Source organism: Mycobacterium sp. NGS34, assembly GCF_059812845.1.
On record NZ_JCALDM010000008.1, the window covers coordinates 189154 to 210914 of the forward strand.

The window sequence follows — 21761 nt, forward strand, 5'->3', positions numbered from 1 at the left end:
CTACTCCTCGGCGTAGGCGAACGAGCAAGAATTTAATAGCGATAAAATTCTGACACAGACCGGGTCGGACCTCAATAGTCCCACTCCCCCGACTGTCTGCATGAATGCGAGCAGCAACCGCACGGGCGAGCTATTGAACCTCGGATAAAATCGCCGAACGCGGGATCAACCCGCGACGGCCGCGGGCCCCCGCAACTCCGAGCTCACCTCGTCGATCACGTCGTGGACGAACTGCATCTTGTCCAGGACGGCGACCGGCAACACGAACGGGTACAGGTCGTCGTGGCCCATCGAGCGGTTCACCATGTTCAGCGACCACGACAGCGGCAGCCACAGCTCGATGATGTTGGGAAAGGCGCTGGGCCCCAGGTTCGGCCGGTCGAAGGTGGCCGACGCCGGCGCCAGGCCGCACCACGCCGATGTGTCCAGCGTGTCCCGGATGTGCAGGTAGTGGGCGAAGGTCTCGGCCCAGTCCTCGGCGGCGTGCATGGTCGCGTACGACGAGACAAAGCTCTCCTGCCAGCCCTCCGGCGCGCCGTCGCGGTAGTGCCGGTCGAGCGCCTCGGAGTAGTCGGCGTCGGGATCGCCGAAAAGCTCGTTGAATCGCGCCAGGTTGTCTTGCGACGGGGTGATCAGCCGGTAGAAGTAGTAGTGCCCGACCTCGTGGCGGAAGTGCCCGAGCAGGGTCCGGTACGGCTCGTCCATCTCGACCCGCAGCTGCTCGCGGTGCACGTCGTCGCCCTCGGCGAGATCCAGTGTGATGACGCCGTTTTCGTGGCCGGTGAAGACCTTCTCGTGCGCGCTGGACAGCAGGCGGAAGCCCAGCCCGTAGTCGGGGTCGCGGTCACGTCCGACGATCGGCAGCTTCAGCTCGTGCAGCTCGGCGATCAGCCGTCGCTTGGCCGCCTCGGCGCGCGCGAACGCGACCAGGCCGTCGGTGTCGTTGTCGTTGGGCCGCTCCACCGTCAGCGCGCACGACGTGCAGAGCCCGCCGCGGTCGCTCTTGGGGACCAACCAATTGCATTCCGCCAGATGTAGATTCGCACACAGCTGGTAGTCGTCAGCATCGACTGCGCCGGCGTGCTCGCTGTCGTCGCCCCTGGCGATCACCAGCAGGGCCATCTGATCGAGGGAGAATCCGAGTGCGCTGCCGCACGACAGGCATTCGGAGTTCTCGAACGCCAGGCGCTGGCCGCAGTTGGGGCAGTGGAAGTCACGCATGCAGCACGTCACCCCCAAAGGGCACGACGTCGACCGCGACGTCGATCACGCTGTGCTCGGAGTTGGTGTAGATGATGCCGCGCAGCGGTGGCACGTCGGCGTAGTCGCGCCCGCGGCCGACGATGATGTAGCGCTCGTCGACCAGCTGGTCGTTCGTCGGGTCGAGCCCCAGCCACTCGAACCGGCCGGGCTCCTGCGGGGTCCACACTCCCGCCCAGGCGTGCGTGGCGTCGATGCCGATCATCCGATCCTTCCCCGGTGGTGGGTCGGTGGCCAGATAGCCGGACACGTAGCTGGCCGCCAACCCGTTGGCGCGCAGGCAGGCGATCGCGAGCCTCGCAAAGTCCTGACATACCCCTTCCCGGGCCGCCAGAACCTCGTTGACCCCGGTGGAAATCGTCGTCGACCCGGATCGGTAGGTGAAGTCGGTGAAGATCCGCGACGCCAGGTCACGCATCACCTCGACCAGGGGGCGCCCCGGCTCGAAGCTGGGGGCGGCGTAGTCGCGGACCGCGTCGGTGATCTCGGGCGGGTCCAGGTCCAGGGTGAACTCGGTCGCCAGCGCTCCCCTGCGCCCGGCCGGCCGGGCCGCCTCCCACGGCTGCACCGCCGGCCCGCTGGTGTAGCGCTCCGGCGGCGGCGGATACACGTCGACGATGGAGTCGCCGGTGATCGTCAGCGACTGGTGCGGCTCGGTGACGTGGAAATAGGAGCTGACATTGCCGTAGCTGTCGCTGCTGGTGGAGCTGTCCGCGGGGGCCGGGTCGATGGTCAGCCGGTGCGCGATGCAGCGCTGCCGCGCGGAGTCCCTCGGCGTGAGGAAGGCCCGGCCATAAGAGCTGGTCACGACGTCGGAGTAGCGGTACTGGGTGCGGTGGGTGACCCGGTGCCGGCGGGCCTGATTTCCCTCCAAGGCTTCTGACACACGCTGATCCCATCACACCCCGTTTGCCGATCGCGAGCCAAGCGCGCCATATCGGGAGCACAATCGAAAGCGTGGCCACGTGGAACGACGTCGCCCGCATCGTTGGTGAGCTGGCACTTACCTCCGAGCCGTCACCGCACGAGTGGCGGGTCGGCAAGAAGTTGCTGGCGTGGGAACGGCCGCTGCGCCCGTCGGACCGCGAGGCACTGGCGGACAACGGGGTCGATCCGCCGGAGGGCGACATCCTCGGCGTCCGGGTTTCCGACGAGGGCGTCAAGTTCGCGTTGATCGCCGACGAGCCGGGCGTCTACTTCACCACCCCGCACTTCGACGGCTACCCGGCGGTGCTGCTGCGGCTGGAGCAGATCGCGCCGCGCGACCTGGCAGAGGTGATCACCGAGGCGTGGCTGACGCAGGCGCCCAAGAAACTGGTGCAGGAGTTCCTGGCCGACTCGCTATGACCTCAGGTCGATGACCCGCTGCAGGTCGTCGACGCAGGCCTGCACGGCGTCGGCGAGCACCACCTGGTCTCTCTCGCGGGCCCCCGCGTGCAACTGCGACGCGTGGTGGCGCGCCGCCGCGGTGTACGCGCAGGCCCCGGCGGGGTCGGAGTCGGCCAGCGCAGTGGCGGCCGCCAGCACCACGAGCGCGCTGTGCACGTCCTGCGGCGCCGCGACCCCGCCAACTCCCGGGGCGACGGCGCGCGCGAGCTCCAGCACCGAGCCGGCGAGCAGGGCCACGTGCACGGCCTGGTGATCGGCGGCCCGCACGGCACCGCGCAGGCCCCAGCGCCGCGGCGCGACCGCCACGACCTGACGGGCGGTGGTGCGCGCCTCGATGAGCCCGCCGAGCTGGGCGTGCACCCGGTCGACGGCAGCCAGCGGCCAGTCGGGCGGGGCCTCCCGGCGCCCGGCGGCCAGGTCCGCGGCGCGCGTCAGGATGCCCTGCAGCACGCCCAACACGCCGACGCGGGCGCTGCGCAGCAGCGTCAAGGGGTCCGCCGGGAACAGCAGCACGGCGAAGACGATCGCCAGGAGGCCGCCGATCAGCGCGTCGTAGGTGCGCTCGAAGCCGACGTTGCTGCGGTACAGGGCCAGCACCAGGATCGCGGAGATGGCGGTCTGGTTGGCGAACATCATCCCCTGTCCGATGAAGCCGTGACCGATGAACACCGCGATGCACAGCGCGAGGAACGCGGCGACCCCGATGGCCAGCGCACCCGGTCCGAGCAGACCCTGCACCGCGATGCCCACGCCGATGCCCAGAACCACGCCGAAGATCATCTGCACGGCGCGCATGGCGCGCAGCACGTTGCTGATCGACAGCGATACCGCGGCGGCGATCGGCGCGAAGAACGGCTGCGGGTGGCTCAGCAGGTCGTGCGCGATGTACCAGGACAGCCCCGCGGCCACCGACGTCTGCACGAGGTAGAACCACACCCCGCGCAGCCGCTTGAGGCCCGCGCTTACGCCGGCTGCAACTCGAATAGCGGAATCACCCTGCTGGTCTTGGACTGGTACTCGGCGAAGCCGGGCGCCGCGGCCGCGACCTTGTCGAAGAGCGCGTCGCGCTCGTCGCGCGGCAGCTCGTGGGCGGTCACGTCGAACGCGTCGATACCTGAGGGGGCGCCGATCTCCACGTGCGCCGCCGGGTTGGCCCGCAGGTTGTGCACCCAGGCCGGGCTGACGGGCGCACCGGCGAACGAGCCGATGATGATCAGCTTGCCGTCGATGCGGAAGTACGCCAGCGGCGAGATGCGGGGCTGCCCGGACTTGGCTCCCGTCGTGCGCAGCAGCAGCAGGTTGGCGCCCTCGAACTGGCCACCGACCTTGCCCTCGTTGGAACGGAACTCGTCGATGATGCTCGTGTTGAACGCGTTGATGGTGGCGGTGTCAGGGATTTCGGTCATGCCCGGTCAACCTTCTCCGGCTTGGCGTCTATTCCGGATTCCTTGCGCTGCTGCGCCGTGATCGGCGCCGGCGCGTCGGTGAGCGGGTCGACGCCGCCGCCGGTCTTGGGGAACGCGATCACCTCGCGGATCGAGTCGACCCCGGACAGCAGCGCATTGATCCGGTCCCAGCCGAACGCGATGCCGCCGTGCGGCGGCGCGCCAAACATGAACGCCTCCAACAGGAATCCGAACTTCTCCTCCGCCTCGGCCTTGTCCAGGCCCATCACGGCGAACACCCGTTCCTGGATGTCGCGACGGTGGATACGGATCGAGCCGCCGCCGATCTCGTTGCCGTTGCAGACGATGTCGTAGGCGTCGGCCAGCACGCCGCCGGGATCTTTGTCGACGGCGTCGGAGAATTCGGGCTTGGGCGAGGTGAACGCGTGGTGCACCGCGGTCCACGCCCCGGTGCCGACCGCGACGTCGCCGGCGGCGGTCGCGTCCTCGGCGGGCTCGAACAGCGGCGGGTCGACCACCCACACGAACGCCCACGCGTCCAGGTCGATGAGGCCGAGCCGCTTGGCGATCTCGCCGCGGGCCGCGCCCAGCAGCGCCCGGGACGACTTCGCCGGGCCCGCCGAGAAGAAGATGCAGTCCCCCGGGTTGGCGCCGACGTGGCCGGCCAGGCCGGCGCGTTCGGCGTCGGACAGGTTCTTGGCCACCGGGCCGCCCAGCTCGCCGTCCTCGCCGACCAGGACGTAGGCCAGCCCGCGGTGTCCGCGCTGCTTGGCCCACTCCTGCCAGCCGTCCAGGGTGCGCCGAGGCTGGGAGGCCCCGCCGGGCATCACGACCGCGCCGACGTAGGGCGCCTGGAAGACGCGAAACGTGGTGTCTTTGAAGAACTCCGCGCACTCGACGAGCTCCAGCCCGAACCGCATGTCGGGCTTGTCGGAGCCGAACCGGCGCATGGCGTCGGCGTAGCTGATCCGCGGGATCGGCGTCGGGATCTGCACACCGATCAGCTGCCACAGCGCGGCCAGGATCTCCTCGGAGACGGCGATGATGTCCTCGGCGTCGACGAAGCTCATCTCCATGTCGAGCTGGGTGAACTCGGGCTGACGGTCGGCGCGGAAATCCTCGTCGCGGTAGCAGCGGGCGATCTGGTAGTAGCGCTCCATCCCGGCCACCATCAGCAGCTGCTTGAACAGCTGCGGGCTCTGCGGCAGCGCGTAGAACGAGCCCGGGTGCAGGCGCGCCGGCACCAGGAAATCGCGCGCGCCCTCCGGCGTCGACCGGGTGATCGTCGGGGTCTCGATCTCGACGAAGTCGTGCCGCGCCAGCACCCCGCGCGCGGCGGCGTTGACCTTGGAGCGCAGCCGCATTGCCGCGGCCGGGCCGTCGCGCCGCAGGTCGAGGTAGCGGTACTTCAGCCGCAGCTCCTCGCCGGCAGGCTCGTCGAGCTGGAACGGCAGCGGCGCGCTCTCGCCTAGCACCGTCAGCGAGCTGACGTTGACCTCGATGTCGCCCGTGGCGATCTCCGGGTTGGCGTTGCCCTCCGGCCGGATCTCCACGACCCCGGTCAAAGCGACGCAGAACTCGGCGCGCAACCGGTGCGCCTGGGCCAGCACGTCCGCTTCGCGGAACACCACCTGCGCGACGCCCGACGCGTCCCGCAGGTCGATGAAGATGACACCGCCGTGATCGCGGCGGCGCGCCACCCAACCGGCCAACGTCACCTGCTGGCCGGCGTCGCTGCTCCTCAGCGCACCGGCGGCATGGCTGCGCAGCACGAATTACTCCCCTTTTGCCCGATTTGAACGACTGCCCAGTCTAGAGTGCATGAGCGACGTCGCCGCGGACGGATCAGGAGTGCACATGACCACGTATGCGTTCGATCCGGAAATCGCCGCCGTCGTCCCGCTGCTGCCCGATCTCCCAGGCGACGACCCGTTGGCCATCCGGACGGCGCTGTCGGAGATGATCGCCCAGTTTCCGCCGCCGGACACCACCGGGGTGCGGATCGAGGACCGTCAGATCCCGGGCCGCGACGGCGATCCCGCGGTGCCGATCCGCATCTACCAACCCGACCGGCGCAGCGCGCCGGCCGCGATCTACCACGTGCACGGCGGCGGCTTCATCGCCGGCGATCTCGAGACCGAACACGCCTCCAATGTCGCGCTGGCCCGCGAACTCGGCGTGGTCGTGGTGTCGGTCGACTACCGGCTCGCGCCGGAAACCCCGTTCCCCGGCGGCCTGGAAGACGTCTACGCCGGGCTGGTCTGGACGGCGGCGCACGCGGACGAACTGGGCGTCGACCCGCAGCGCATCGCGATTCAGGGCACCAGCGCCGGCGGCGGGCTGGGCGCCGCGCTGGCGCTGCTGGCGCGCGACCGCGGCGGGCCGCACATCGCCTTCCAGTTCCTGTCCGTGCCCGAACTCGACGACCGCCTGGCCACCGCGAGCATGGTCGCGTTCACCGACACCCCTTTTTGGAGTCGCCCGCGGGCGATCGTCAGCTGGGACTGCTACCTGGGACCCGGCCGCGCGGGCGCCGATGACGTGTCGATCTATGCCGCGCCGGCCCGCGCCACCGATCTGGCGGGCCTGCCGCCCGCCTACGTCTCGGTCATGCACTTCGACCCGCTGCGCGACGAGGGCGTCGCCTACGCGCTGGCCATGCTCGCCGCCGGCGTGAGCGTCGAATTGCATTTGTTCCCCGGCACTTTCCACGGCTCGATGCTGATCCAGGACGCGGCGATCTCGAAGCGCGAGCAGGCCGAAACCGTCGCGGTGCTGCGCCAGGCGCTCGCGCTCTAGTAATTTCGGAGCTATCGCCACCAACATCGCACTCGTCGGTCCCGGCGCCGTCGGCACGACGGTCGCCGCGCTGCTGCACAAGGCCGGGCATTCCGTGCTGGTGTGCGGCCGCACCCCCCGTGACGCCATCGAGCTGCGGCCCGACGGCGCCGAACCGATCGTGGTGCCCGGCCCGGTCTGCACGGATCCCGGCGCGGTCGACGGGCCCGTCGACGTGGTGATCCTGGCGGTCAAGGCCACCCAGAACGACGAGGCGGCCGGCTGGCTGGGCCGGCTGTGCGACGAGCACACCGTCGTCGTCGTGCTGCAGAACGGTGTCGAGCAGGTCGAGCAGGTGCAGCCGCACTGCCCGTCGTCGGCGGTGGTGCCGGGGATCGTCTGGTACGGCGCCGAGACGCAGCCACAGGGGTGGGTGCGGCTGCGAACCGAGCCGCGGCTGGTGCTGCCGTCCGGGCCCTCGGCGGAAACGGTGGCCGAGCTGCTGCGCGGCGCCGGCTGCCAGGTCGAGTGCGACCCCGACTTCGTCACCGCCGCCTGGCGCAAGCTGCTCGTCAACGCGCTGGCCGGGTTCATGGTGCTGACCGGTCGGCGGTCCGGGATGTTCCATCGCGACGACGTCGCCGCGCTGTCGCGCCGCTACGTGGCCGAATGCCTGGCCGTCGCCCGCGCCGAGGGCGCCCGGTTGCCCGACGACGTGGTCGACGAGCTCGTCGACATGTTCCGCAAGGCGCCGGAGGACATGGGCACCTCGATGCTGTTCGACCGGGAAAACCACCGGCGGTTCGAGTGGGACATCCGCAACGGCGTGATCGTCCGCAAGGCCCGCGACCACGACCTGACGACACCGATCAGCGACATCCTGGTGCCGCTGCTGGCGGCGGCGAGCGACGGGCCGGGTTAGGTTAGGGCCATGTTCCCGTGCGAGCGTGTCGACCTGGGCTTCGTAGATAACGCGCCGTTTCGTTTCCGCAACAGCGTCGACCTCGCGATCACGCCCGAGCAGCTGTTCGAGGTGCTCGGCGACGCCGAGTCCTGGCCGCGCTGGGCGCCGGTCATCACGAAGGTGACCTGGACCAGTCCCGAGCCGCGCGGCGTCGGCACCACCCGCATCGTCGAGATGCGCGGCGGCATCGTCGGCGACGAAGAGTTCCTCGCGTGGGAACCGTTCACCCGCATGGCATTCCGCTTCAACGAGTGCTCGACGAAGGCGGTCGCGGCGTTCGCCGAGGACTACCGGGTCGAGGTCATCCCCGGCGGCTGCCGGCTGACGTGGACCATGGCGCAGAAACCGGCCGGCCCCGCGCGGCTGGTGATGCCGCTGTTCGGGCCGCTGCTCAACCTGGGGCTCCGCCGGTTCCTGCGCAACCTGCGCGGCTACACCGACGCCCGGTTCCCCGTCACCCGGCAACCTTAGGAGCGTGCGATGACCTTCAACGAGGGCATGCAGATCGACACCAGCACCGCGTCGTCGTCCGGCGGCGGGATGGGGATGGCCATCGGGGGCGGTGGCCTGGGGCTGCTGATCCTGCTCGGGGCGTTGTTCTTCGGCATCGACCCGGGCCGCATCATGAACCAGCAGCAGACCAACACCGGCGGCTATTCAGCGCCCGGTTTCGACCTGAGCCAGTGCAAGACCGGGGCCGACGCCAACAAGTACGTGCAGTGCCGCGTGGTGGCCACCGGCAATTCCGTGGACGCCGTCTGGCATCAGCTGATGCGCAACTACACCCGCCCGCACGTGCGCCTGTTCACCGGGTCCGTGGACACCGGGTGCGGCCCGGCCACCACCGAGGTGGGACCGTTCTACTGCCCGGTGGACCAGACGGCCTACTTCGACACCGACTTCTTCCGGGAACTGGTCGACCGATTCGGTTCCAGCGGTGGGCCGTTCGCGCAGGAGTACGTCGTCGCGCACGAATACGGCCACCACGTGCAACAGCTGCAGGGCGTCCTGGGCCGCGCCCAGCAGGGGGCGCAGGGCGCCGGGGGCAACGGGGTGCGCACGGAGCTGCAGGCCGACTGCTACGCCGGCATCTGGGCCCACTACGCGTCGACCGTCAAGCAGCAGAGCACCGGCGTCCCATACCTGGAACCCCTGAGCGACAAGGACATTGCCGACGCCCTTTCGGCCGCCGCGTCGGTGGGTGACGACCGCATCCAGAAGCAGGCGACCGGACGCGTCAACCCGGAGTCGTGGACGCACGGCTCGTCGGCTGAGCGCCAGAAGTGGTTCACCATCGGCTACCAGACCGGTGATCCCAACCAGTGCAACACGTTCGCCGCGACCGATCTGGGCTGAGCGCACATGGTGGTCCAGGCTCAGGAGCTCGCCGACGATGGGCAGGCGTCGGCGTGGGCGCCGTTGCGCAATCGCATCTTTCGCAGCCTGTTCATCGCGCAGTTCGTCTCCAACATCGGGACCTGGATGCAGAGCGTGGCGGCGCAATGGTTCCTGATCGAGGACCACAGCAGCGCCACCGTCGTGGCGCTGGTCCAGACCGCCAGCCTGGGACCGACCCTGCTGCTGGGGCTGTTCGCCGGGGTGCTCGCCGACCTGTTCGACCGGCGGCGCCTGCTGATCGTGTTGCAGTCGTACGCGGTGGTGGTCGCGCTGGCCCTGGCAGCGGTGACCTACCTCGGCAGGCTCACCCCGACCGCGCTGTTGCTGTTCACCGTCGCGATCGGCCTGGCCTCCGCGCTGACCGCGCCGGCCTGGCAGGCGATTCAGCCCGAAGTCGTTACGCGCGAGGAGATCCCGTCGGCCGCGAGTTTGTCCAGCGTCTCGGCGAGCATCGGCCGGGTGATCGGGCCGGCGATCGGCGGCATCGTGGTGGCAATCGCCGGTCCGGCAGCGGTATTCGCGATCAACGCCGTGTCGTTCACCGGGATCATCTTCGCCCTGACCGCGTGGCAGCGGCCCACGCAACTCGCGCCGCTCGAACGGGAACGCCTCGGCCAGGCCATGGTGAGCGGATGGCTGTATGTCGTCAACAGCCCGATTTTCCGTCGGATCTTGCTGCGCACAGCCCTTTTCGTGTTTCCCGCCTCGGCCGTGCTGGCCCTGTTGCCGGTGGCCGCCGCGCGCAGCTGGCATATGGGAGCCAGCGGCTACGGTGTGACGCTGGGGGCCATCGGCATTGGCTCGGCGCTCGCCCTCGCGGTACCCCCGACGTGGCGCGAGAAGGTGCCGCCCAACGTGTTGCTCGCGGCGTGCGCCGCCGACTACGGTCTTGCGGCGCTCGCGGTGGCCCGGCTGTCGTTCATCGCGGCGGCGCCGTTACTGGTGTTGTCGGGGACCGCCTGGCTGCTCACGCTGACGACGTTGAACGCGGCGGCGCAGCTGCATCTGCCGCGCTGGGTGCGGGCGCGCGGGTTGGCGATGTACCTCCTGGTCTTCACCGGATCGCAGGCGATCGGCGCCTACCTCTGGGGTCTCATTGCCACGCGGGACGGGCTCGACGTGGCGCTGACCTGGTCGGCGGTACTCCTGGGGGTCGCCGCTCTCAGCGTCGCGGTGTTTCCGTTGCGGGCGGCAACCGGCAAGCTGAGCCGCGCCATCTCGACTTGTTGGGTGTCGCCGAGCATCATGTTCGAACCGCGTCCCAACGACGGGCCCGTGCTGATCACCGTCCGCTACCGGGTCTCGACGGAGAACCTCAACGCATTCGTCGACGCGATGAGCGCGGTCCGGCGCTCACGCCTGCGAACGGGTGGCCACAGCTGGCGGCTCTACCGAAACCTGGAAGAACCCGACATGGTCCTGGAGCGGTTCACCGTGCCGTCGTGGACCGAATTCGAACGCCAGCACACCGAGCGCTGGCTGGAGTCCGACCACGACGGCGCGGCCAAGGCGGCCAGCTACACCGTCGACGACACCCGGCGACACGAGTACTACCTGGCCCTGCGCGTGGCGCATTGAGCCGGCGCCGGTCGGCTAGCCGGGCCGGCAGGTGACCGTGGTGGTGGCGTCCGCGTGGGCGACGACCTGGCCGTCCACGGCGATCTCGCAGTGGAACTGGGCCGGGCCGTTGCCCGAATCCGGCCAGTGCAGCATGCCGCTGGCGGTGATGGTCGCGAACTGGTTCGGGTTCGCCAGCGTGGCGGTGTAGGTGACCGGCGCGCCCCCGCTGAGGGGCGCCTGGACGCTCGTCATGAACTTCGACGGGTCCGCGCTGTAGGCCGCCTGGCTGGGCGGATCGGAACTCACATAGCCGACCGTGGCGGTCAGGTTGTTCGGGCTCGTGACGGTGTAGGTCACCTGGTGGCCGTCCGCGTGTGAGATCGCGGGCGTGAAAGCCAGTCCTGCGGCCGCTGCAAGAGTTGCCGGCGCGACCGCGCTGATCACTTTTCGCACGTTCCTCATATCGAAAACGCTACCGGATTTGTTACTTGCGTCGGGTATGAAGCAGGCATGACCGACGTTCCGGGGATCAGCCGGCGCAGGCTGTTGACCACGAGCGCGGTCTCGGCCGCCCTGGGGGCGGGCATCGGGGGTGGGGCGGCGCTGCTGTGGTCGCAGGTGCGCGGCCCGGCCGTCTGGTATCAGCCGGACCGCGGCGGTGCTCCGCCGGTGACCGGCCTGCACCTACAGTTCGGCGCGAACGCCGCGACCGAGGTGGTGGTGTCATGGCACACCACCGAGGCCGTCCGCAATCCCCGCGTCATGCTGGGCACCCCGTCCTCCGGGTTCGGGCGCAGCGTCGCCGCCGAGACCCGCACCTACCGGGATGCCAAGTCCAACAACGAAGTTCGCGTCAACCACGCGCGCCTGACGGGCCTGATCCCCGACACCGACTACGTGTACGCCGCGGTGCACGACGGCGCCGAGCCGGGCGGTGGGACGGTACGCACCGCGCCGTCCGGACGAAAACCGCTGCGCTTCACCAGCTTTGGCGACCAGTCCACCCCGACGCTGGCCCGGCTGCCCGACGGCAGGTACGCCACCGACAACATCGGGTCGCCCGCGGCCGCGGACACCACGCTGGCGGTCGAGCGGCTCGGCCCGCTGTTCAACCTCGTCAACGGCGACCTGTGCTACGCCAACCTCGCCCAGGACCGCATCCGGACCTGGTCGAACTGGTTCGAGAACAACACGCGCTCGGCGCGGTTCCGGCCGTGGATGCCGGCCGCGGGCAACCACGAGAACGAATTGGGCAACGGGCCAATCGGTTACGGCGCGTACCAGACCTACTTCGCGGTGCCCGACTCGGGCTCCAGCCCGGAAACCCGCGGCCTGTGGTATTCGTTCACCGCCGGCTCGGTGCGGGTGATCAGCCTGAACAACGACGACGTGGCCTACCAGGACGGCGGCAACTTCTACGTGCACGGCTACTCCGGCGGGGAGCAAAGGCGCTGGCTCGCGGGCGAACTCGCCGCCGCGCGGCGCGACCCGGATGTCGACTGGATCGTCGTCTGCATGCATCAGACGGCGATCTCGACCGCCGACCGGACCAACGGCGCCGACCTGGGCATCCGCCAGGAGTGGCTGCCGCTGTTCGACCAGTACCAGGTCGATCTGGTGCTGTGCGGCCACGAACACCACTACGAGCGGTCGCATCCGCTGCGCGGGTCGCTGGGCACCGACACCCGGACGCCGATACCCGTCGAGACCCGCAACGACGTCATCGACTCGACCAAGGGCGCGGTGCACCTCGTCATCGGCGGCGGCGGCACCTCCGCGCCGTCCAACGGGATGTTCTTTCCCGAGCCGCGGTGCCGCGTGGTGACCGGCGTCGGCGCGTTCGATCCCGGAATCGGCCGCAAGGCGCCGATCTACGTGTTGGAGGACGCGCCGTGGTCGGCGTTTCGCGACCGCGACAACCCTTACGGCTTAGCGGCTTTCGACGTCGATCCGGGTCAGCCCGGGGGCAACACCTCGATCAAGGCGACGCACTACGCGCTGAGCGGGCCGTTCGGCGCGGTCACCGTGGTGGACCAGTTCACGCTCACCAAGCCGCGACGCGACCGGACTGCCTGACTCAAAACAGCGTCGGCTGTGGCGGTTCCGGGGTGGCTATTGCCGATGGGATCGGGCGGGGGGCGCCGCCCAGCCGGTGCTTGGCGATCAGCGGCGCGGCCCGTTCGCGCAGCATGTCGCGGTAGCTCGGCGGCAGATAGGCGCCGCGGCGGTACAGCTCGCGGTACCGGCCGACCAGCTCCGGGTGCGAGCGGGCCAGCCAGGACAGGAACCAGCCGCGCGTCGACCCGCGCAGGTGCAGCCCGAAGACGGTGACCCCGGTGGCGCCGGCCGCGGCGATCTGGCCGAGCAGGCCGTCGAGGTGCTCGACGGAATCCGTGAGGTGCGGCAGCACGGGCGCGACCATCACGTGGCACCCCAGGCCGGTGTCCCGGATGGCGGTGATCAGGCCCAGGCGGGCCTGCGGTGTCGGCGTTCCCGGCTCGACGTCGCGGTGCAGCTCCGGGTCGGCGACGGCCAGCGAGACGGAGACCGATACCGGAACCTGTTGTGCCGCATCGGCTATCAGCGGCAGGTCGCGCCTGAGCAGGGTGCCCTTGGTGAGGATCGACAGCGGCGTGCCGGATCCGGCGAGCGCGCCGATGATGCCCGGCATCAGCGCGTAGCGCCCCTCGGCGCGCTGGTAGGGGTCGGTGTTGGTGCCCAGCGCGACCGTCTCCCGCTGCCACGACCGCCGGCGCAGCTCGCGGTTGAGGACCTCGGCGACGTTGGTCTTGACCACCACCTGGGTGTCGAAGTCGGTGCCGCAGTCGAAGTCCAGGTATTCGTGGGTGGGGCGCGCGAAGCAGTAGCGGCAGGCGTGCGAGCAGCCGCGGTAGCCGTTGACGGTGTAGCGAAACGGCAGCGCAGACGCGTTGGGCACCTTGTTGAGCGCCGACTTGCACAGCACCTCGTGGAAGGTGATCCCCTCGAATTGCGGCGCGCGGACGCTTCGGACCAGGCCGATCCTGGCCAGCCCCGGGAGCGCCCCGTCGTCGAGCGCGACGGCCTGATTAGCCCAGCGCATACCCCCTATTCGAACTGTTGTTCGATCCGATGTCAAGTGACAGGATGGCGCCATGGAACCGCGATACCGGGAGATCGCCGGCAGGCGAATGGCCTACATCGACGAGGGCGAGGGCGACGCGATCGTCTTTGCGCACGGCAACCCGACGTCGTCCTATCTGTGGCGCAATGTCATGCCGCACCTGGAGGGGCTGGGCCGGCTGGTGGCGTGCGACCTGATCGGGATGGGCGCGTCGGACAAACTCAGCCCGTCGGGTCCCGACCGCTACAACTATGCCGAGCAACGAGAGTTCCTGTTCGCGCTCTGGGACGCGCTCGACCTGGGCGACCGCGTCGTGCTGGTGCTGCACGACTGGGGCTCGGCGCTGGGCTTCGACTGGGCCAACCAGCATCGCGATCGCGTGCAGGGGATCGCCTTCATGGAGGCGATCGTCACCCCGATGACATGGGCGGATTGGCATCCCAGTGTGCGCGGCGTCTTCCAGGGGTTCCGGTCGCCGGAGGGTGAGCGAATGGTGTTGGAGGAAAACATCTTTGTCGAAGCGGTGCTGCCCGGCGCTATTCTGCGGAAACTCGCCGACGAGGAGATGGACCATTACCGGCAGCCGTTCGTCAACCCCGGCGAGGACCGTCGGCCCACGCTGTCGTGGCCGCGCAACATCCCCATCGATGGCGAGCCGGCCGACGTTGTCGCCATCGTCGACGAGTACCGCGCCTGGCTCGAAACGGCCGACGTGCCAAAGCTGTTCGTCAACGCCAACCCCGGCGCCATCATCACCGGCCGCATCCGTGATTACGTCCGGACCTGGGCCAATCTCAGCGAAGTCACGGTCCCCGGCGCGCATTTCATCCAGGAAGACAGCCCCGACGAGATCGGTTCGGCCGTGGCGCAATTCGTGAGACGGCTACGGTCCGCCGCTACCTAGAGGGGCGGCAGTTCGGCGACTACCGCCGCCAAACGTGGATCCGATACTTCGATCCTTCGGAAGTAAGCCAGGAGGAACTCATCCGGTTCTACGTGGATCGCGTCGTCACCGGCGGCCGGGGGTCCCGAGGATGCGACGAATTCGACTGTGTCGTCTTGTCCCAGACGGATCCGGTGCCGGGTAGGGCTCTTGCTCTCAACCAGCCGATTCATCGACTCGGCAGGGCCACGAATCGCGATGGACGCCTCTGTCGCCGGTATCGCCCACTCGTTTCCGGTTGCAGCGGCGATGTCGTAGCCGTGGACGAGTAGCTCGCACAAGATCCATCGAGCCCCACCACCGCCAGAGATCGTTGATCCACCGTGGAAGGGATACTGACGGTCGAAGTCGACTTTGGCGTAGACGCGGTCGATCACCGTTCGCAGATTTGCCTCGAGCCTGTCGGCGATGTCGTTGATATCTCGGTCGGTGTACTCGGTGAGGCAGGTCTCGTTCAGCCCGGCAACCCCTTCGCCCGTGGCGGCGCGTCGACGATCGCCAAGCAGCCTGCCCAGCACCGTTACGACGTGCGCCGCAGTCTCCACGGCCGTCCAGGTGAGCCCAGGCACCGTTCGCGCGGCGCGATCCGGATCGAGCCCTCGGACCATCGACACGAACCGCTTCCCACTGTCGTCTAGCGCGGCGAGAATGTCGGCTTTGGTTGCGTCTTCCACTGACTAAGCGTAAGGCGGCCCGGCCGCACGACCCACCGTCAAAATGGGGGCGGATCGTCGTCGCCGTCGGCGGGTGGGGCGGGCAGGGTGTAGCTCCAGGCCTCGGCCCGGCGGGCGGTGCGGGCGTCGCGGTTGTGTCGGCGTTCGGCGGCCACCCGGTAGGCGCGGTCTTGGGCGCGGGTGCGCCGGCGTTTGGGCATCATCGCGGTGCGCTCGCCGCAGTAATCCGGGGCCGGGTCGGCCTCGGGCGTCGGGAAGACGCCGCCGACCCCGCGACACAAGCTGGGGAACAGCAGCGCGCTGCCCGGGGTCGTCACGTAGGTGTGCCCGGCCGGGGAAGTCAGGATCAGGGTGCCATCGGCCAGTTGCTGTTCGGCCCAGCCGAAGAAGGTCTTGATCAAATGATGAGTTCTGCAGTAGCACTTCAGATTTGACGCGTGCGTGGCCCCGCCCTGGGCATAGGGGATCGTATGATCCAGGTCGCAGCCGATGGCCGGGGCATCGCAGCCCGGCCAGCGGCACGTCAGATCCCGGCAGCGCACGAAATCGGCCAACGCCTTCGACGGCACATAGCCGTTTTCCGGGGGCGCGTCGCCGGGGTTTATCAGCGGCACCCGCTTGGCCGACTTGGCCAACTCGGCGAGCAGTTCGGGCGGAATCAGCCCATCGGCGCCCACCTCGGAACCCGGGGCCGAGCTGCGTCCATCGAGCGTGGCCTGCTCGGCGATCACATGAATCACCACCGGGGAGGCGGCCGGACGCTTCCCGGCCGCGCAATCCGGCCGTCCGCAGCGACACCCCAGCCGATCCGCCCCGGCGGCCAGCGCACCTAAGGCGTCGGCGCGGCGCTGCTCGCGGGTGCGCGGATCGTGCGCACACACCGTGGCCGCTAACGCATTCAGCCGCTTCTCCAACGCATGCGCATCCGGGGACAACAGCACCCCACCGAACTCCGCCCGGCCGTCCTGATCCGGGCCGACCCACACCTCCCGATCCCGCTGAGCCTTCGCGCGCCGACGCACCGCATCCCCATCGACCTTGGCGACAATCTTGTCCACCTGGGCACTTAGCCGGCCCCGGCTCATCGAGGGCCAGCGCGCCACATTGGCCGCCAACCGCGCATCCACGCCCGCCAACACCTCGCGATCCTCGATCAGATCCGTGCGGTACACGATCGTCCGAAACAGCCGGTAATCGATGTCGCCGCCGCGAAACACCTCAGCCACCAGGGGCAGGCGCTCGCGCATGGCACGGGCGTAGCGCACCCGGCTGGCCGCCAGCCCCTGGCTGATCCGCAACGCCGCCCCCACCTCGGCCGCCACCGCCTCCATCGTGTCGATCGCCCAATCCTCGGTGTCCGAACACCGCGAAAGCCGATAGCCGAACAACCGCCCGATCGCATCCAACTGCGCGGCCGCCTGACGGTTCTCGGTCCGCGCCGCCGAGCAGATCTCCTCGATCAACGCGGCAGACTCCGCCGTCTTCGACGGATAGCACCGCTCGATCTCTTCGTCGAACCGGGCAATCACCTCCGCACGAGCGGCTTCATCGAACATGTGTTCGAGTATAGCGCGACCCTGCGACAATCCGCCGACGCCTAGAAGGCCGCGCAAGAATCGCACAAGGATCAAGGACGCACCCCTATGACAATCACAAAGCTCGCCCTGGTCGCGATGACGGCGGTCGCGGCAGCCATCGGCCTTCCGGCCGCCGCACACGCGGATGAGGGCTACGACTTTCAGTCCCCGTCGGGCAACATCCACTGCAAGATGGGCTATGCCCAGGGGACCGACCCGGGAGTCGTTTGCACCATCGCGAACGCCACCTACGCGGAACAATGCCGATCGGGCGGCTTGGTCGCATGGCCGCAATTCGCGCTGTGGCAGGGCGGATCGCCGTCGTCGCCGAAGGACGCGCCGTGTGTTGTCGGTGCCAACAAAACGCAGATATCGCCCACGCTCGACTATGGGCAAAAGACGCGCTCGTTGGGCGCGATCAGTTGTGCCAGTGAGCAATCCGGCGTGACATGCACCGACAGCAGCACCGGTCATTTCTTCCAGGCGTCATCAGAGTCCTACCAGGTGGGCTGATCGAGTCCCCGGGGCACGTTTCAAAAAGGAGCAGCTATGAAAAGCAAAATGATCGCGGCCTTGTCGATCGCGAGTGCTGCGGCGGCGGTCGGCCTGGCCGCGACCGCACACGCCGACAACGATGAGATCGAATTTCAAACACCGTCGGGAAACATCGCGTGCACGATGTTGTTGGTGCCGGGCGCCAACGGCAATAACAATGTGCAGTGCGATCTTGCCGACCACACCTTTCAGACACCGGGAACGTGCAAAACGTCGGCAACCGGTGTTGCGGCGATTCTGAACACCTCAAGGCCCCTGCCAGACGTGGGCTGCGACGCATACGCGTCCCTACTTCCGTCCTCCTGGCCCGTACTCGACTATGGCCAGTCGCGAACGCTCGGCGTGCTCACCTGCGCTAGCGAACCCTCGGGGGTGACTTGCACCAACACCAAAACCGGGCACTTCTTCCGCCTCTCGCGCGACTCCTACCAGGTCGGCTGATTCAGGCGCCACAGAAGTGGCTGTAGCCATACTTCTGTGAGCACCAGATGTCACCTGCGTTGGCATCGGTCAGTTCGGCATCGTTGTGGGCCAAGTGGAGGACGGTGACACCGTCGGGGGCCACCACGAGCTCGGCCTTCCACGCGGTCTGCTCGTTGATGTCGCCGCCGAGTCCGTCGCCCCAGGCACCGATGCGCTGCTCCAGCCTGATGCCGAGACCCGGGCCGTCGCCCTGCGTCCAGCGCATCGTCCACCTCTCGCCGTCGCGGGCGCTGGACCCGAGCAGGATCGTCCCGGTGCCGTCGGGCGCGATCGTCAGCATGCTCAGGTGTCTCTGCCAGTCTCCGACGTAGTCGCCGCGTGCCGTCTGCATCGGCGTGTTATCCGCCGGATCGGCGTTGGCGACCGCGGCATGCGCAATCACGGCGGCGGCTGTCGCGGTGAGCGCCGCGATCGAGCGGGCAGCAAATTTGGGCATGGCGAATTTTACAACCCGGGTAAGCAGATGGGCGCCCCGTAGCACGGCGGCGGTCCGAGCGGCTGCCGGGGAGCGTCGCCCTCCCAGACGAACTGGCCGACGTTGCCCATGCCGCCGACGGGGACCCAGTACCAGTGGTGGCAGACGTTCATGTCCCACCGGACATCCGGCATCGGCAGCGGCTTCCCCGGACACCAGTCGTGCGGCACGGTGAAGTTGTCGGCGTGGGCGGTTCCTGGGGTCAACCCTAAACCAGCCACCGCGACGCCGCCCGAAAACAGCGCCGCCGCAACCACTTTCTTCAGGGCGGTAGCCATGACCGCAATGTAACGCCGGCCGCTTGCGAAATTCTTGCACCGGATCGATTCGCTGAGATCGGCGCCTACCCGGACTAGGTGGCCGCCTCGGCCGGCGAAGTTGAATCCAGGGCCTCGTAGCAGTGTTTCTCCGCGCGAATCGCCCGATAGAACTGGATGAACGTGACGACGAGAAACGGGACGTACGACCCGACGGGCAGCCAGAATCCGATGATGCCGTTCCAGGTCAACGGTCCGGAGAAGAAGAAAATGCACGCGAGCCCAGTCCCACCGATCGTTGCCATCCAGAGATTCAGATACAGGAACCAGCGGGGGAACACCTGCGGCCCCTGCCGCTGCGTCAGGCCGGCCATAGCGAGACAGAACAGCTGCATGCTGAAGGTCGGAAAGAACATCAGGAACTCGAGCCACGTCATGTCGTTGATGAGCTGAACCAGCTCGGGCGAGCGGTCGGGGCGGTAGAAGGCGCCGGCCCAGAAGATGAACGGCAGGATGAAGGCCACCGCATTCACGCAGCCGGCGCCGAACGCGAAGATGGCCCAGAGCGGAACGCGGCGACCCTGCTCCATACGAGAGATCTGCAGGGCGACCATCGCCGACCAGGGGACCAACAGGGTGCTGCCCAGCAGCCCCACGACGATTCCGAGCTTGACCCACACCAGCCTGGGGCCGAACTCCGCCATCAATTGGGCGCCGGACAGCTGGGGCGACGGCGGCGGAATGAAGCCCGACAACGGCATCAGTCCGACGAAGAACAACACCCCGAACGCGATGCCGCAGCCCCAGAGCGCCAGCTGAAGCTTTTCGTGGACGTACTGCGATGGCGTCATGACTTTGCGCGCCCCTCACGTCGACATGGAATTGAGATCGTTTGTATCATAAAAACCGATCTATGTGCAGGGCCCTCCGCCGATCACGTTGTCCGGCCTCGCCGCCGCGCTCCCCTAGTTCTGTCGCAGCCGCGAACGCACCTCGGCGACAACGGAATCCAGCGGCACCGACACCTGGTCGCCCGAGCCGAGGTCCTTCACCCCGACGGTCCCGGACTCGAGGTCCCGGTCGCCCGCCACCAACGCGATCCGCGCGCCGGAGCGGTCGGCGGCGCGCATCGCGCCCTTGAGCCCGCGGTCGCCGTAAGCCATGTCGACGCGGACGCCGGCGGCCCGCAGCTGCCCGGCGAGCACCGCCAGCGACAGCTTCGCCGGCTCCGAAAGCGGCACCGCGAACACGTCGCAGCGCGTGGTCTCCCCCACGGTCTTGCCCTCGGCGCGCAGCGCCAGCATCGTCCGGTCCACGCCCAACCCAAAGCCGATGCCCGACAGGTCTTGTCCGCCGAGCTGGCTCATCAGGCCGTCGTAGCGGCCGCCGCCGCCGATCCCGGACTGCGCGCCCAGACCGTCGTGCACGAACTCGAACGTGGTCTTCGTGTAGTAGTCCAGCCCGCGCACCATCCGCGGGTTGATCACGTACGGCACCCCGAGCGCGTCGAGGTGGGCCAGCACCGTGTCGAAGTGTTGCTTGGCGCCGTCGGACAGGTGGTCGAGCAGGACCGGCGCGCCGGCCGTCATGGCCCGCACCTCGGGCCGCTTGTCGTCGAGGACACGTAAGGGATTCAGTCGCGCGCGTCGCCGCGTCTCCTCGTCGAGGTCGAGGCCGAACAGGAACTCCTGCAACAGTTCCCGGTACTGCGGGCGGCAGCTCTCGTCGCCGAGGGAGGTGATCTCCAGCCGGAAGCCGTCGAGGCCCAGCGAGCGGAAGCCGCCGTCGGCGACGGCGATCACCTCGGCGTCCAGCGCCGGGTCGTCGACGCCGATCGCCTCGACGCCGACCTGCTGCAGCTGGCGATACCGGCCGGCTTGCGGACGCTCGTAGCGGAAGAACGGGCCCGCATAGCAAAGCTTCACCGGCAGCGCGCCGCGATCCAGGCCGTGCTCGATCACCGCGCGCACCACCCCGGCGGTCCCCTCCGGCCGCAGCGTCACCGAGCGATCGCCGCGGTCGGCGAACGTGTACATCTCCTTGGAGACGACGTCGGTGGATTCGCCGACTCCGCGGGCGAACAGCGCGGTGTCCTCGAAGATGGGCAGCTCGACGTCGCCGTAGCCGGCCCGGCGGGCCGCGGCCAGCAACCCGTCGCGCACCGCGACGAACTGCGCCGAATCGGGCGGCAGGTAGTCCGGCACACCCTTGGGGGCAGAGAACTCCGTCACCGGCTCAGGCCCTCGAGGAACGGATTGAACCGCCGCTCCGCGCCGATGGTGGTCGACGGGCCGTGCCCCGGCAGCACGACGGTCTTGTCGTCCAGCACCAACAGCTTGTCGATGATCGAGGTCAGCAGGTCGCGCCCGCTGCCGCCGAACAGGTCCGTGCGGCCCACCGACCGCTCGAACAGCGTGTCGCCGGTGAAAACGACGTCCTTGTCGGACGACACTCGGAAGACCACCGATCCGCGCGTGTGCCCGGGCGTGTGATCGACGTTGACGGTCACGCTGCCCAGGTCCAGCTTGTCGCCGTCGCGGTCCAGCTCCACCACCTGCTTGGGCTCGCGGAAGAACGCGCCAGTCACCAGCTGCGCCAGCTTCGGGCCGTAGCCGTGGATCGGGTCGGTCAGCATGAAGCGGTCTTCGGGGTGGATGTAGGTGGGGCAGCCGAAGGTGTCGGAAACCTTCTGCGCCGACCACATGTGGTCGATGTGCCCGTGGGTCAGCAGGACCGCGGCGGGGGTCAGCCGGTTCTCGTCCAGGATTCGGCGCAGCGCGCCCATCGCCCGCTGACCGGGATCGACGATGACGGCGTCGCTTCCGGGCCGGTCAGCCAGCACATAGCAGTTGCACTGCAACATGCCGGCGGGGAATCCAGTGATCAACACGGTTCCCAGTTTCCCACGGGACCCGATTGACACCGGTCACCGCGCCCAC

24 protein-coding genes are annotated in these 21761 nt (G+C 68.7%); 10 read left to right on the forward strand and 14 right to left on the reverse strand.

Translation table 11 applies throughout. The annotated features are described in order from the left end of the window. Positions 1-165: 165 nt before the first annotated feature. Both AC5Y7V_RS20990 and AC5Y7V_RS20995 read right to left on the reverse strand, forming a co-directional pair. Positions 166-1221, reverse strand: coding sequence for a zinc-binding metallopeptidase family protein (locus AC5Y7V_RS20990; RefSeq protein ID WP_499881958.1), 1056 nt, complete (start codon positions 1219-1221; stop codon positions 166-168). Next, positions 1214-2146: a transglutaminase family protein gene (locus AC5Y7V_RS20995; protein WP_499881959.1), complete on the reverse strand. Its 933-nt coding sequence runs from the start codon at positions 2144-2146 to the stop codon at positions 1214-1216. Before AC5Y7V_RS20995 ends, AC5Y7V_RS20990 begins: the two co-directional genes overlap by 8 nt. 71 nt (positions 2147-2217) lie before the next feature. Between AC5Y7V_RS20995 and AC5Y7V_RS21000 the strand changes: the two genes are divergently transcribed. Then, complete coding sequence (locus tag AC5Y7V_RS21000) at positions 2218-2607, forward strand: MmcQ/YjbR family DNA-binding protein (RefSeq protein ID WP_499881960.1); 390 nt, start codon at positions 2218-2220, stop codon at positions 2605-2607. Here the strand turns inward: AC5Y7V_RS21000 and AC5Y7V_RS21005 are convergent. From AC5Y7V_RS21005 to aspS, 3 genes are read right to left on the reverse strand one after another with little or no spacing between them, the layout of a single operon-like run. After that, on the reverse strand, positions 2602-3633 hold the full coding sequence (locus AC5Y7V_RS21005) for an FUSC family protein (protein ID WP_499882037.1): 1032 nt from the start codon (positions 3631-3633) through the stop codon (positions 2602-2604). The two genes, AC5Y7V_RS21000 and AC5Y7V_RS21005, sit on opposite strands and share 6 nt — an antisense overlap. Beyond that, on the reverse strand, positions 3612-4055 hold the full coding sequence (locus AC5Y7V_RS21010; RefSeq protein WP_499881961.1) for a nitroreductase family deazaflavin-dependent oxidoreductase: 444 nt from the start codon (positions 4053-4055) through the stop codon (positions 3612-3614). The genes AC5Y7V_RS21005 and AC5Y7V_RS21010 overlap by 22 nt, the downstream gene beginning before the upstream one ends. Next, positions 4052-5827: an aspartate--tRNA ligase gene (aspS, locus tag AC5Y7V_RS21015; RefSeq protein ID WP_499881962.1), complete on the reverse strand. Its 1776-nt coding sequence runs from the start codon at positions 5825-5827 to the stop codon at positions 4052-4054. The genes AC5Y7V_RS21010 and aspS overlap by 4 nt, the downstream gene beginning before the upstream one ends. Positions 5828-5876: 49 nt before the next feature. On the opposite strand from aspS, the gene AC5Y7V_RS21020 reads away from it, so the two are divergent. Genes AC5Y7V_RS21020 through AC5Y7V_RS21040 form a run of 5 tightly spaced genes read left to right on the forward strand, consistent with a single transcriptional unit; the run spans position 5877 to position 10773 of the window. Beyond that, positions 5877-6854: an alpha/beta hydrolase gene (locus AC5Y7V_RS21020; RefSeq protein WP_499881963.1), complete on the forward strand. Its 978-nt coding sequence runs from the start codon at positions 5877-5879 to the stop codon at positions 6852-6854. A gap of 13 nt (positions 6855-6867) precedes the next feature. Further along, entirely contained in the window at positions 6868-7755 is an 888-nt protein-coding gene (locus AC5Y7V_RS21025; RefSeq protein WP_499882038.1) for an oxidoreductase, read from the forward strand. 9 nt (positions 7756-7764) lie between these two features. After that, positions 7765-8268, forward strand: a complete 504-nt coding sequence (locus tag AC5Y7V_RS21030) for an SRPBCC family protein (protein ID WP_499881964.1) — start codon at positions 7765-7767, stop codon at positions 8266-8268. Between the two features lie 9 nt (positions 8269-8277). Next, positions 8278-9153, forward strand: a complete 876-nt coding sequence (ypfJ, locus tag AC5Y7V_RS21035) for a KPN_02809 family neutral zinc metallopeptidase (protein ID WP_499881965.1) — start codon at positions 8278-8280, stop codon at positions 9151-9153. A 6-nt stretch (positions 9154-9159) separates the two neighbouring features. Next, positions 9160-10773 carry an MFS transporter gene (locus AC5Y7V_RS21040; RefSeq protein ID WP_499881966.1) on the forward strand — a complete coding sequence of 538 codons (1614 nt, stop codon included), beginning with the start codon at positions 9160-9162 and terminating at the stop codon, positions 10771-10773. 15 nt (positions 10774-10788) lie between these two features. Here the strand turns inward: AC5Y7V_RS21040 and AC5Y7V_RS21045 are convergent, their stop codons facing one another. Beyond that, positions 10789-11217 (reverse strand): Rv2576c family protein, encoded by a 429-nt coding sequence (locus tag AC5Y7V_RS21045; protein ID WP_499881967.1) that lies wholly within the window; start codon positions 11215-11217, stop codon positions 10789-10791. A gap of 48 nt (positions 11218-11265) precedes the next feature. Here AC5Y7V_RS21045 and AC5Y7V_RS21050 point away from each other — a divergent pair, with 48 nt between their 5' ends. Continuing rightward, positions 11266-12831, forward strand: a complete 1566-nt coding sequence (locus tag AC5Y7V_RS21050) for a purple acid phosphatase family protein (protein ID WP_499881968.1) — start codon at positions 11266-11268, stop codon at positions 12829-12831. 1 nt (position 12832) lies between these two features. Here AC5Y7V_RS21050 and AC5Y7V_RS21055 read toward each other — a convergent pair whose 3' ends face one another. Then, positions 12833-13837: an Rv2578c family radical SAM protein gene (locus tag AC5Y7V_RS21055; RefSeq protein ID WP_499881969.1), complete on the reverse strand. Its 1005-nt coding sequence runs from the start codon at positions 13835-13837 to the stop codon at positions 12833-12835. Between the two features lie 52 nt (positions 13838-13889). On the opposite strand from AC5Y7V_RS21055, the gene AC5Y7V_RS21060 reads away from it, so the two are divergent. After that, entirely contained in the window at positions 13890-14762 is an 873-nt protein-coding gene (locus AC5Y7V_RS21060; RefSeq protein WP_499881970.1) for a haloalkane dehalogenase, read from the forward strand. On the opposite strand, the gene AC5Y7V_RS21065 is transcribed toward AC5Y7V_RS21060, so the two are convergent. After that, positions 14759-15475 (reverse strand): maleylpyruvate isomerase mycothiol-dependent enzyme family protein, encoded by a 717-nt coding sequence (locus tag AC5Y7V_RS21065; RefSeq protein WP_499881971.1) that lies wholly within the window; start codon positions 15473-15475, stop codon positions 14759-14761. The two genes, AC5Y7V_RS21060 and AC5Y7V_RS21065, sit on opposite strands and share 4 nt — an antisense overlap. 38 nt (positions 15476-15513) lie before the next feature. Next, complete coding sequence (locus AC5Y7V_RS21070; protein ID WP_499881972.1) at positions 15514-17031, reverse strand: HNH endonuclease signature motif containing protein; 1518 nt, start codon at positions 17029-17031, stop codon at positions 15514-15516. A gap of 117 nt (positions 17032-17148) precedes the next feature. Here AC5Y7V_RS21070 and AC5Y7V_RS21075 point away from each other — a divergent pair, with 117 nt between their 5' ends. Both AC5Y7V_RS21075 and AC5Y7V_RS21080 read left to right on the forward strand, forming a co-directional pair. Next, entirely contained in the window at positions 17149-17565 is a 417-nt protein-coding gene (locus tag AC5Y7V_RS21075) for a DUF6636 domain-containing protein (RefSeq protein ID WP_499881973.1), read from the forward strand. A 36-nt stretch (positions 17566-17601) separates the two neighbouring features. Then, on the forward strand, positions 17602-18048 hold the full coding sequence (locus tag AC5Y7V_RS21080; protein ID WP_499881974.1) for a DUF6636 domain-containing protein: 447 nt from the start codon (positions 17602-17604) through the stop codon (positions 18046-18048). Position 18049: 1 nt separating this feature from the next. On the opposite strand, the gene AC5Y7V_RS21085 is transcribed toward AC5Y7V_RS21080, so the two are convergent. The 5 genes from AC5Y7V_RS21085 to AC5Y7V_RS21105 form a co-directional block, all read right to left on the reverse strand. Continuing rightward, complete coding sequence (locus AC5Y7V_RS21085; protein ID WP_499881975.1) at positions 18050-18526, reverse strand: hypothetical protein; 477 nt, start codon at positions 18524-18526, stop codon at positions 18050-18052. Positions 18527-18534: 8 nt separating this feature from the next. Next, positions 18535-18843 (reverse strand): hypothetical protein, encoded by a 309-nt coding sequence (locus AC5Y7V_RS21090; RefSeq protein ID WP_499881976.1) that lies wholly within the window; start codon positions 18841-18843, stop codon positions 18535-18537. 74 nt (positions 18844-18917) lie between these two features. Next, positions 18918-19673: a hypothetical protein gene (locus AC5Y7V_RS21095; RefSeq protein ID WP_499881977.1), complete on the reverse strand. Its 756-nt coding sequence runs from the start codon at positions 19671-19673 to the stop codon at positions 18918-18920. Between the two features lie 114 nt (positions 19674-19787). Beyond that, complete coding sequence (gene hisS, locus AC5Y7V_RS21100; RefSeq protein WP_499881978.1) at positions 19788-21053, reverse strand: histidine--tRNA ligase; 1266 nt, start codon at positions 21051-21053, stop codon at positions 19788-19790. Then, the gene (locus AC5Y7V_RS21105) at positions 21050-21712 is read right to left on the reverse strand and encodes an MBL fold metallo-hydrolase (protein ID WP_499881979.1); all 663 of its coding nucleotides are present in this window, start codon (positions 21710-21712) and stop codon (positions 21050-21052) included. The genes hisS and AC5Y7V_RS21105 overlap by 4 nt, the downstream gene beginning before the upstream one ends. Positions 21713-21761: the final 49 nt, after the last annotated feature.

What these genes read in the sequence shown, in the direction of transcription:
- AC5Y7V_RS20990 (WP_499881958.1), bottom strand. Translation starts at nt 1,221, where the DNA reads ATGCGTGACTTCCACTGCCCCAACTGCGGCCAGCGCCTGGCGTTCGAG.
- AC5Y7V_RS21010 (WP_499881961.1), bottom strand. Translation starts at nt 4,055, where the DNA reads ATGACCGAAATCCCTGACACCGCCACCATCAACGCGTTCAACACGAGC.
- AC5Y7V_RS21020 (WP_499881963.1), top strand. Translation starts at nt 5,877, where the DNA reads ATGAGCGACGTCGCCGCGGACGGATCAGGAGTGCACATGACCACGTAT.
- AC5Y7V_RS21030 (WP_499881964.1), top strand. Translation starts at nt 7,765, where the DNA reads ATGTTCCCGTGCGAGCGTGTCGACCTGGGCTTCGTAGATAACGCGCCG.
- ypfJ (WP_499881965.1), top strand. Translation starts at nt 8,278, where the DNA reads ATGACCTTCAACGAGGGCATGCAGATCGACACCAGCACCGCGTCGTCG.
- AC5Y7V_RS21040 (WP_499881966.1), top strand. Translation starts at nt 9,160, where the DNA reads ATGGTGGTCCAGGCTCAGGAGCTCGCCGACGATGGGCAGGCGTCGGCG.
- AC5Y7V_RS21045 (WP_499881967.1), bottom strand. Translation starts at nt 11,217, where the DNA reads ATGAGGAACGTGCGAAAAGTGATCAGCGCGGTCGCGCCGGCAACTCTT.
- AC5Y7V_RS21050 (WP_499881968.1), top strand. Translation starts at nt 11,266, where the DNA reads ATGACCGACGTTCCGGGGATCAGCCGGCGCAGGCTGTTGACCACGAGC.
- AC5Y7V_RS21055 (WP_499881969.1), bottom strand. Translation starts at nt 13,837, where the DNA reads ATGCGCTGGGCTAATCAGGCCGTCGCGCTCGACGACGGGGCGCTCCCG.
- AC5Y7V_RS21060 (WP_499881970.1), top strand. Translation starts at nt 13,890, where the DNA reads ATGGAACCGCGATACCGGGAGATCGCCGGCAGGCGAATGGCCTACATC.
- AC5Y7V_RS21070 (WP_499881972.1), bottom strand. Translation starts at nt 17,031, where the DNA reads ATGTTCGATGAAGCCGCTCGTGCGGAGGTGATTGCCCGGTTCGACGAA.
- AC5Y7V_RS21075 (WP_499881973.1), top strand. Translation starts at nt 17,149, where the DNA reads ATGACGGCGGTCGCGGCAGCCATCGGCCTTCCGGCCGCCGCACACGCG.
- AC5Y7V_RS21080 (WP_499881974.1), top strand. Translation starts at nt 17,602, where the DNA reads ATGAAAAGCAAAATGATCGCGGCCTTGTCGATCGCGAGTGCTGCGGCG.
- AC5Y7V_RS21085 (WP_499881975.1), bottom strand. Translation starts at nt 18,526, where the DNA reads ATGCCCAAATTTGCTGCCCGCTCGATCGCGGCGCTCACCGCGACAGCC.
- AC5Y7V_RS21090 (WP_499881976.1), bottom strand. Translation starts at nt 18,843, where the DNA reads ATGGCTACCGCCCTGAAGAAAGTGGTTGCGGCGGCGCTGTTTTCGGGC.
- AC5Y7V_RS21095 (WP_499881977.1), bottom strand. Translation starts at nt 19,673, where the DNA reads ATGACGCCATCGCAGTACGTCCACGAAAAGCTTCAGCTGGCGCTCTGG.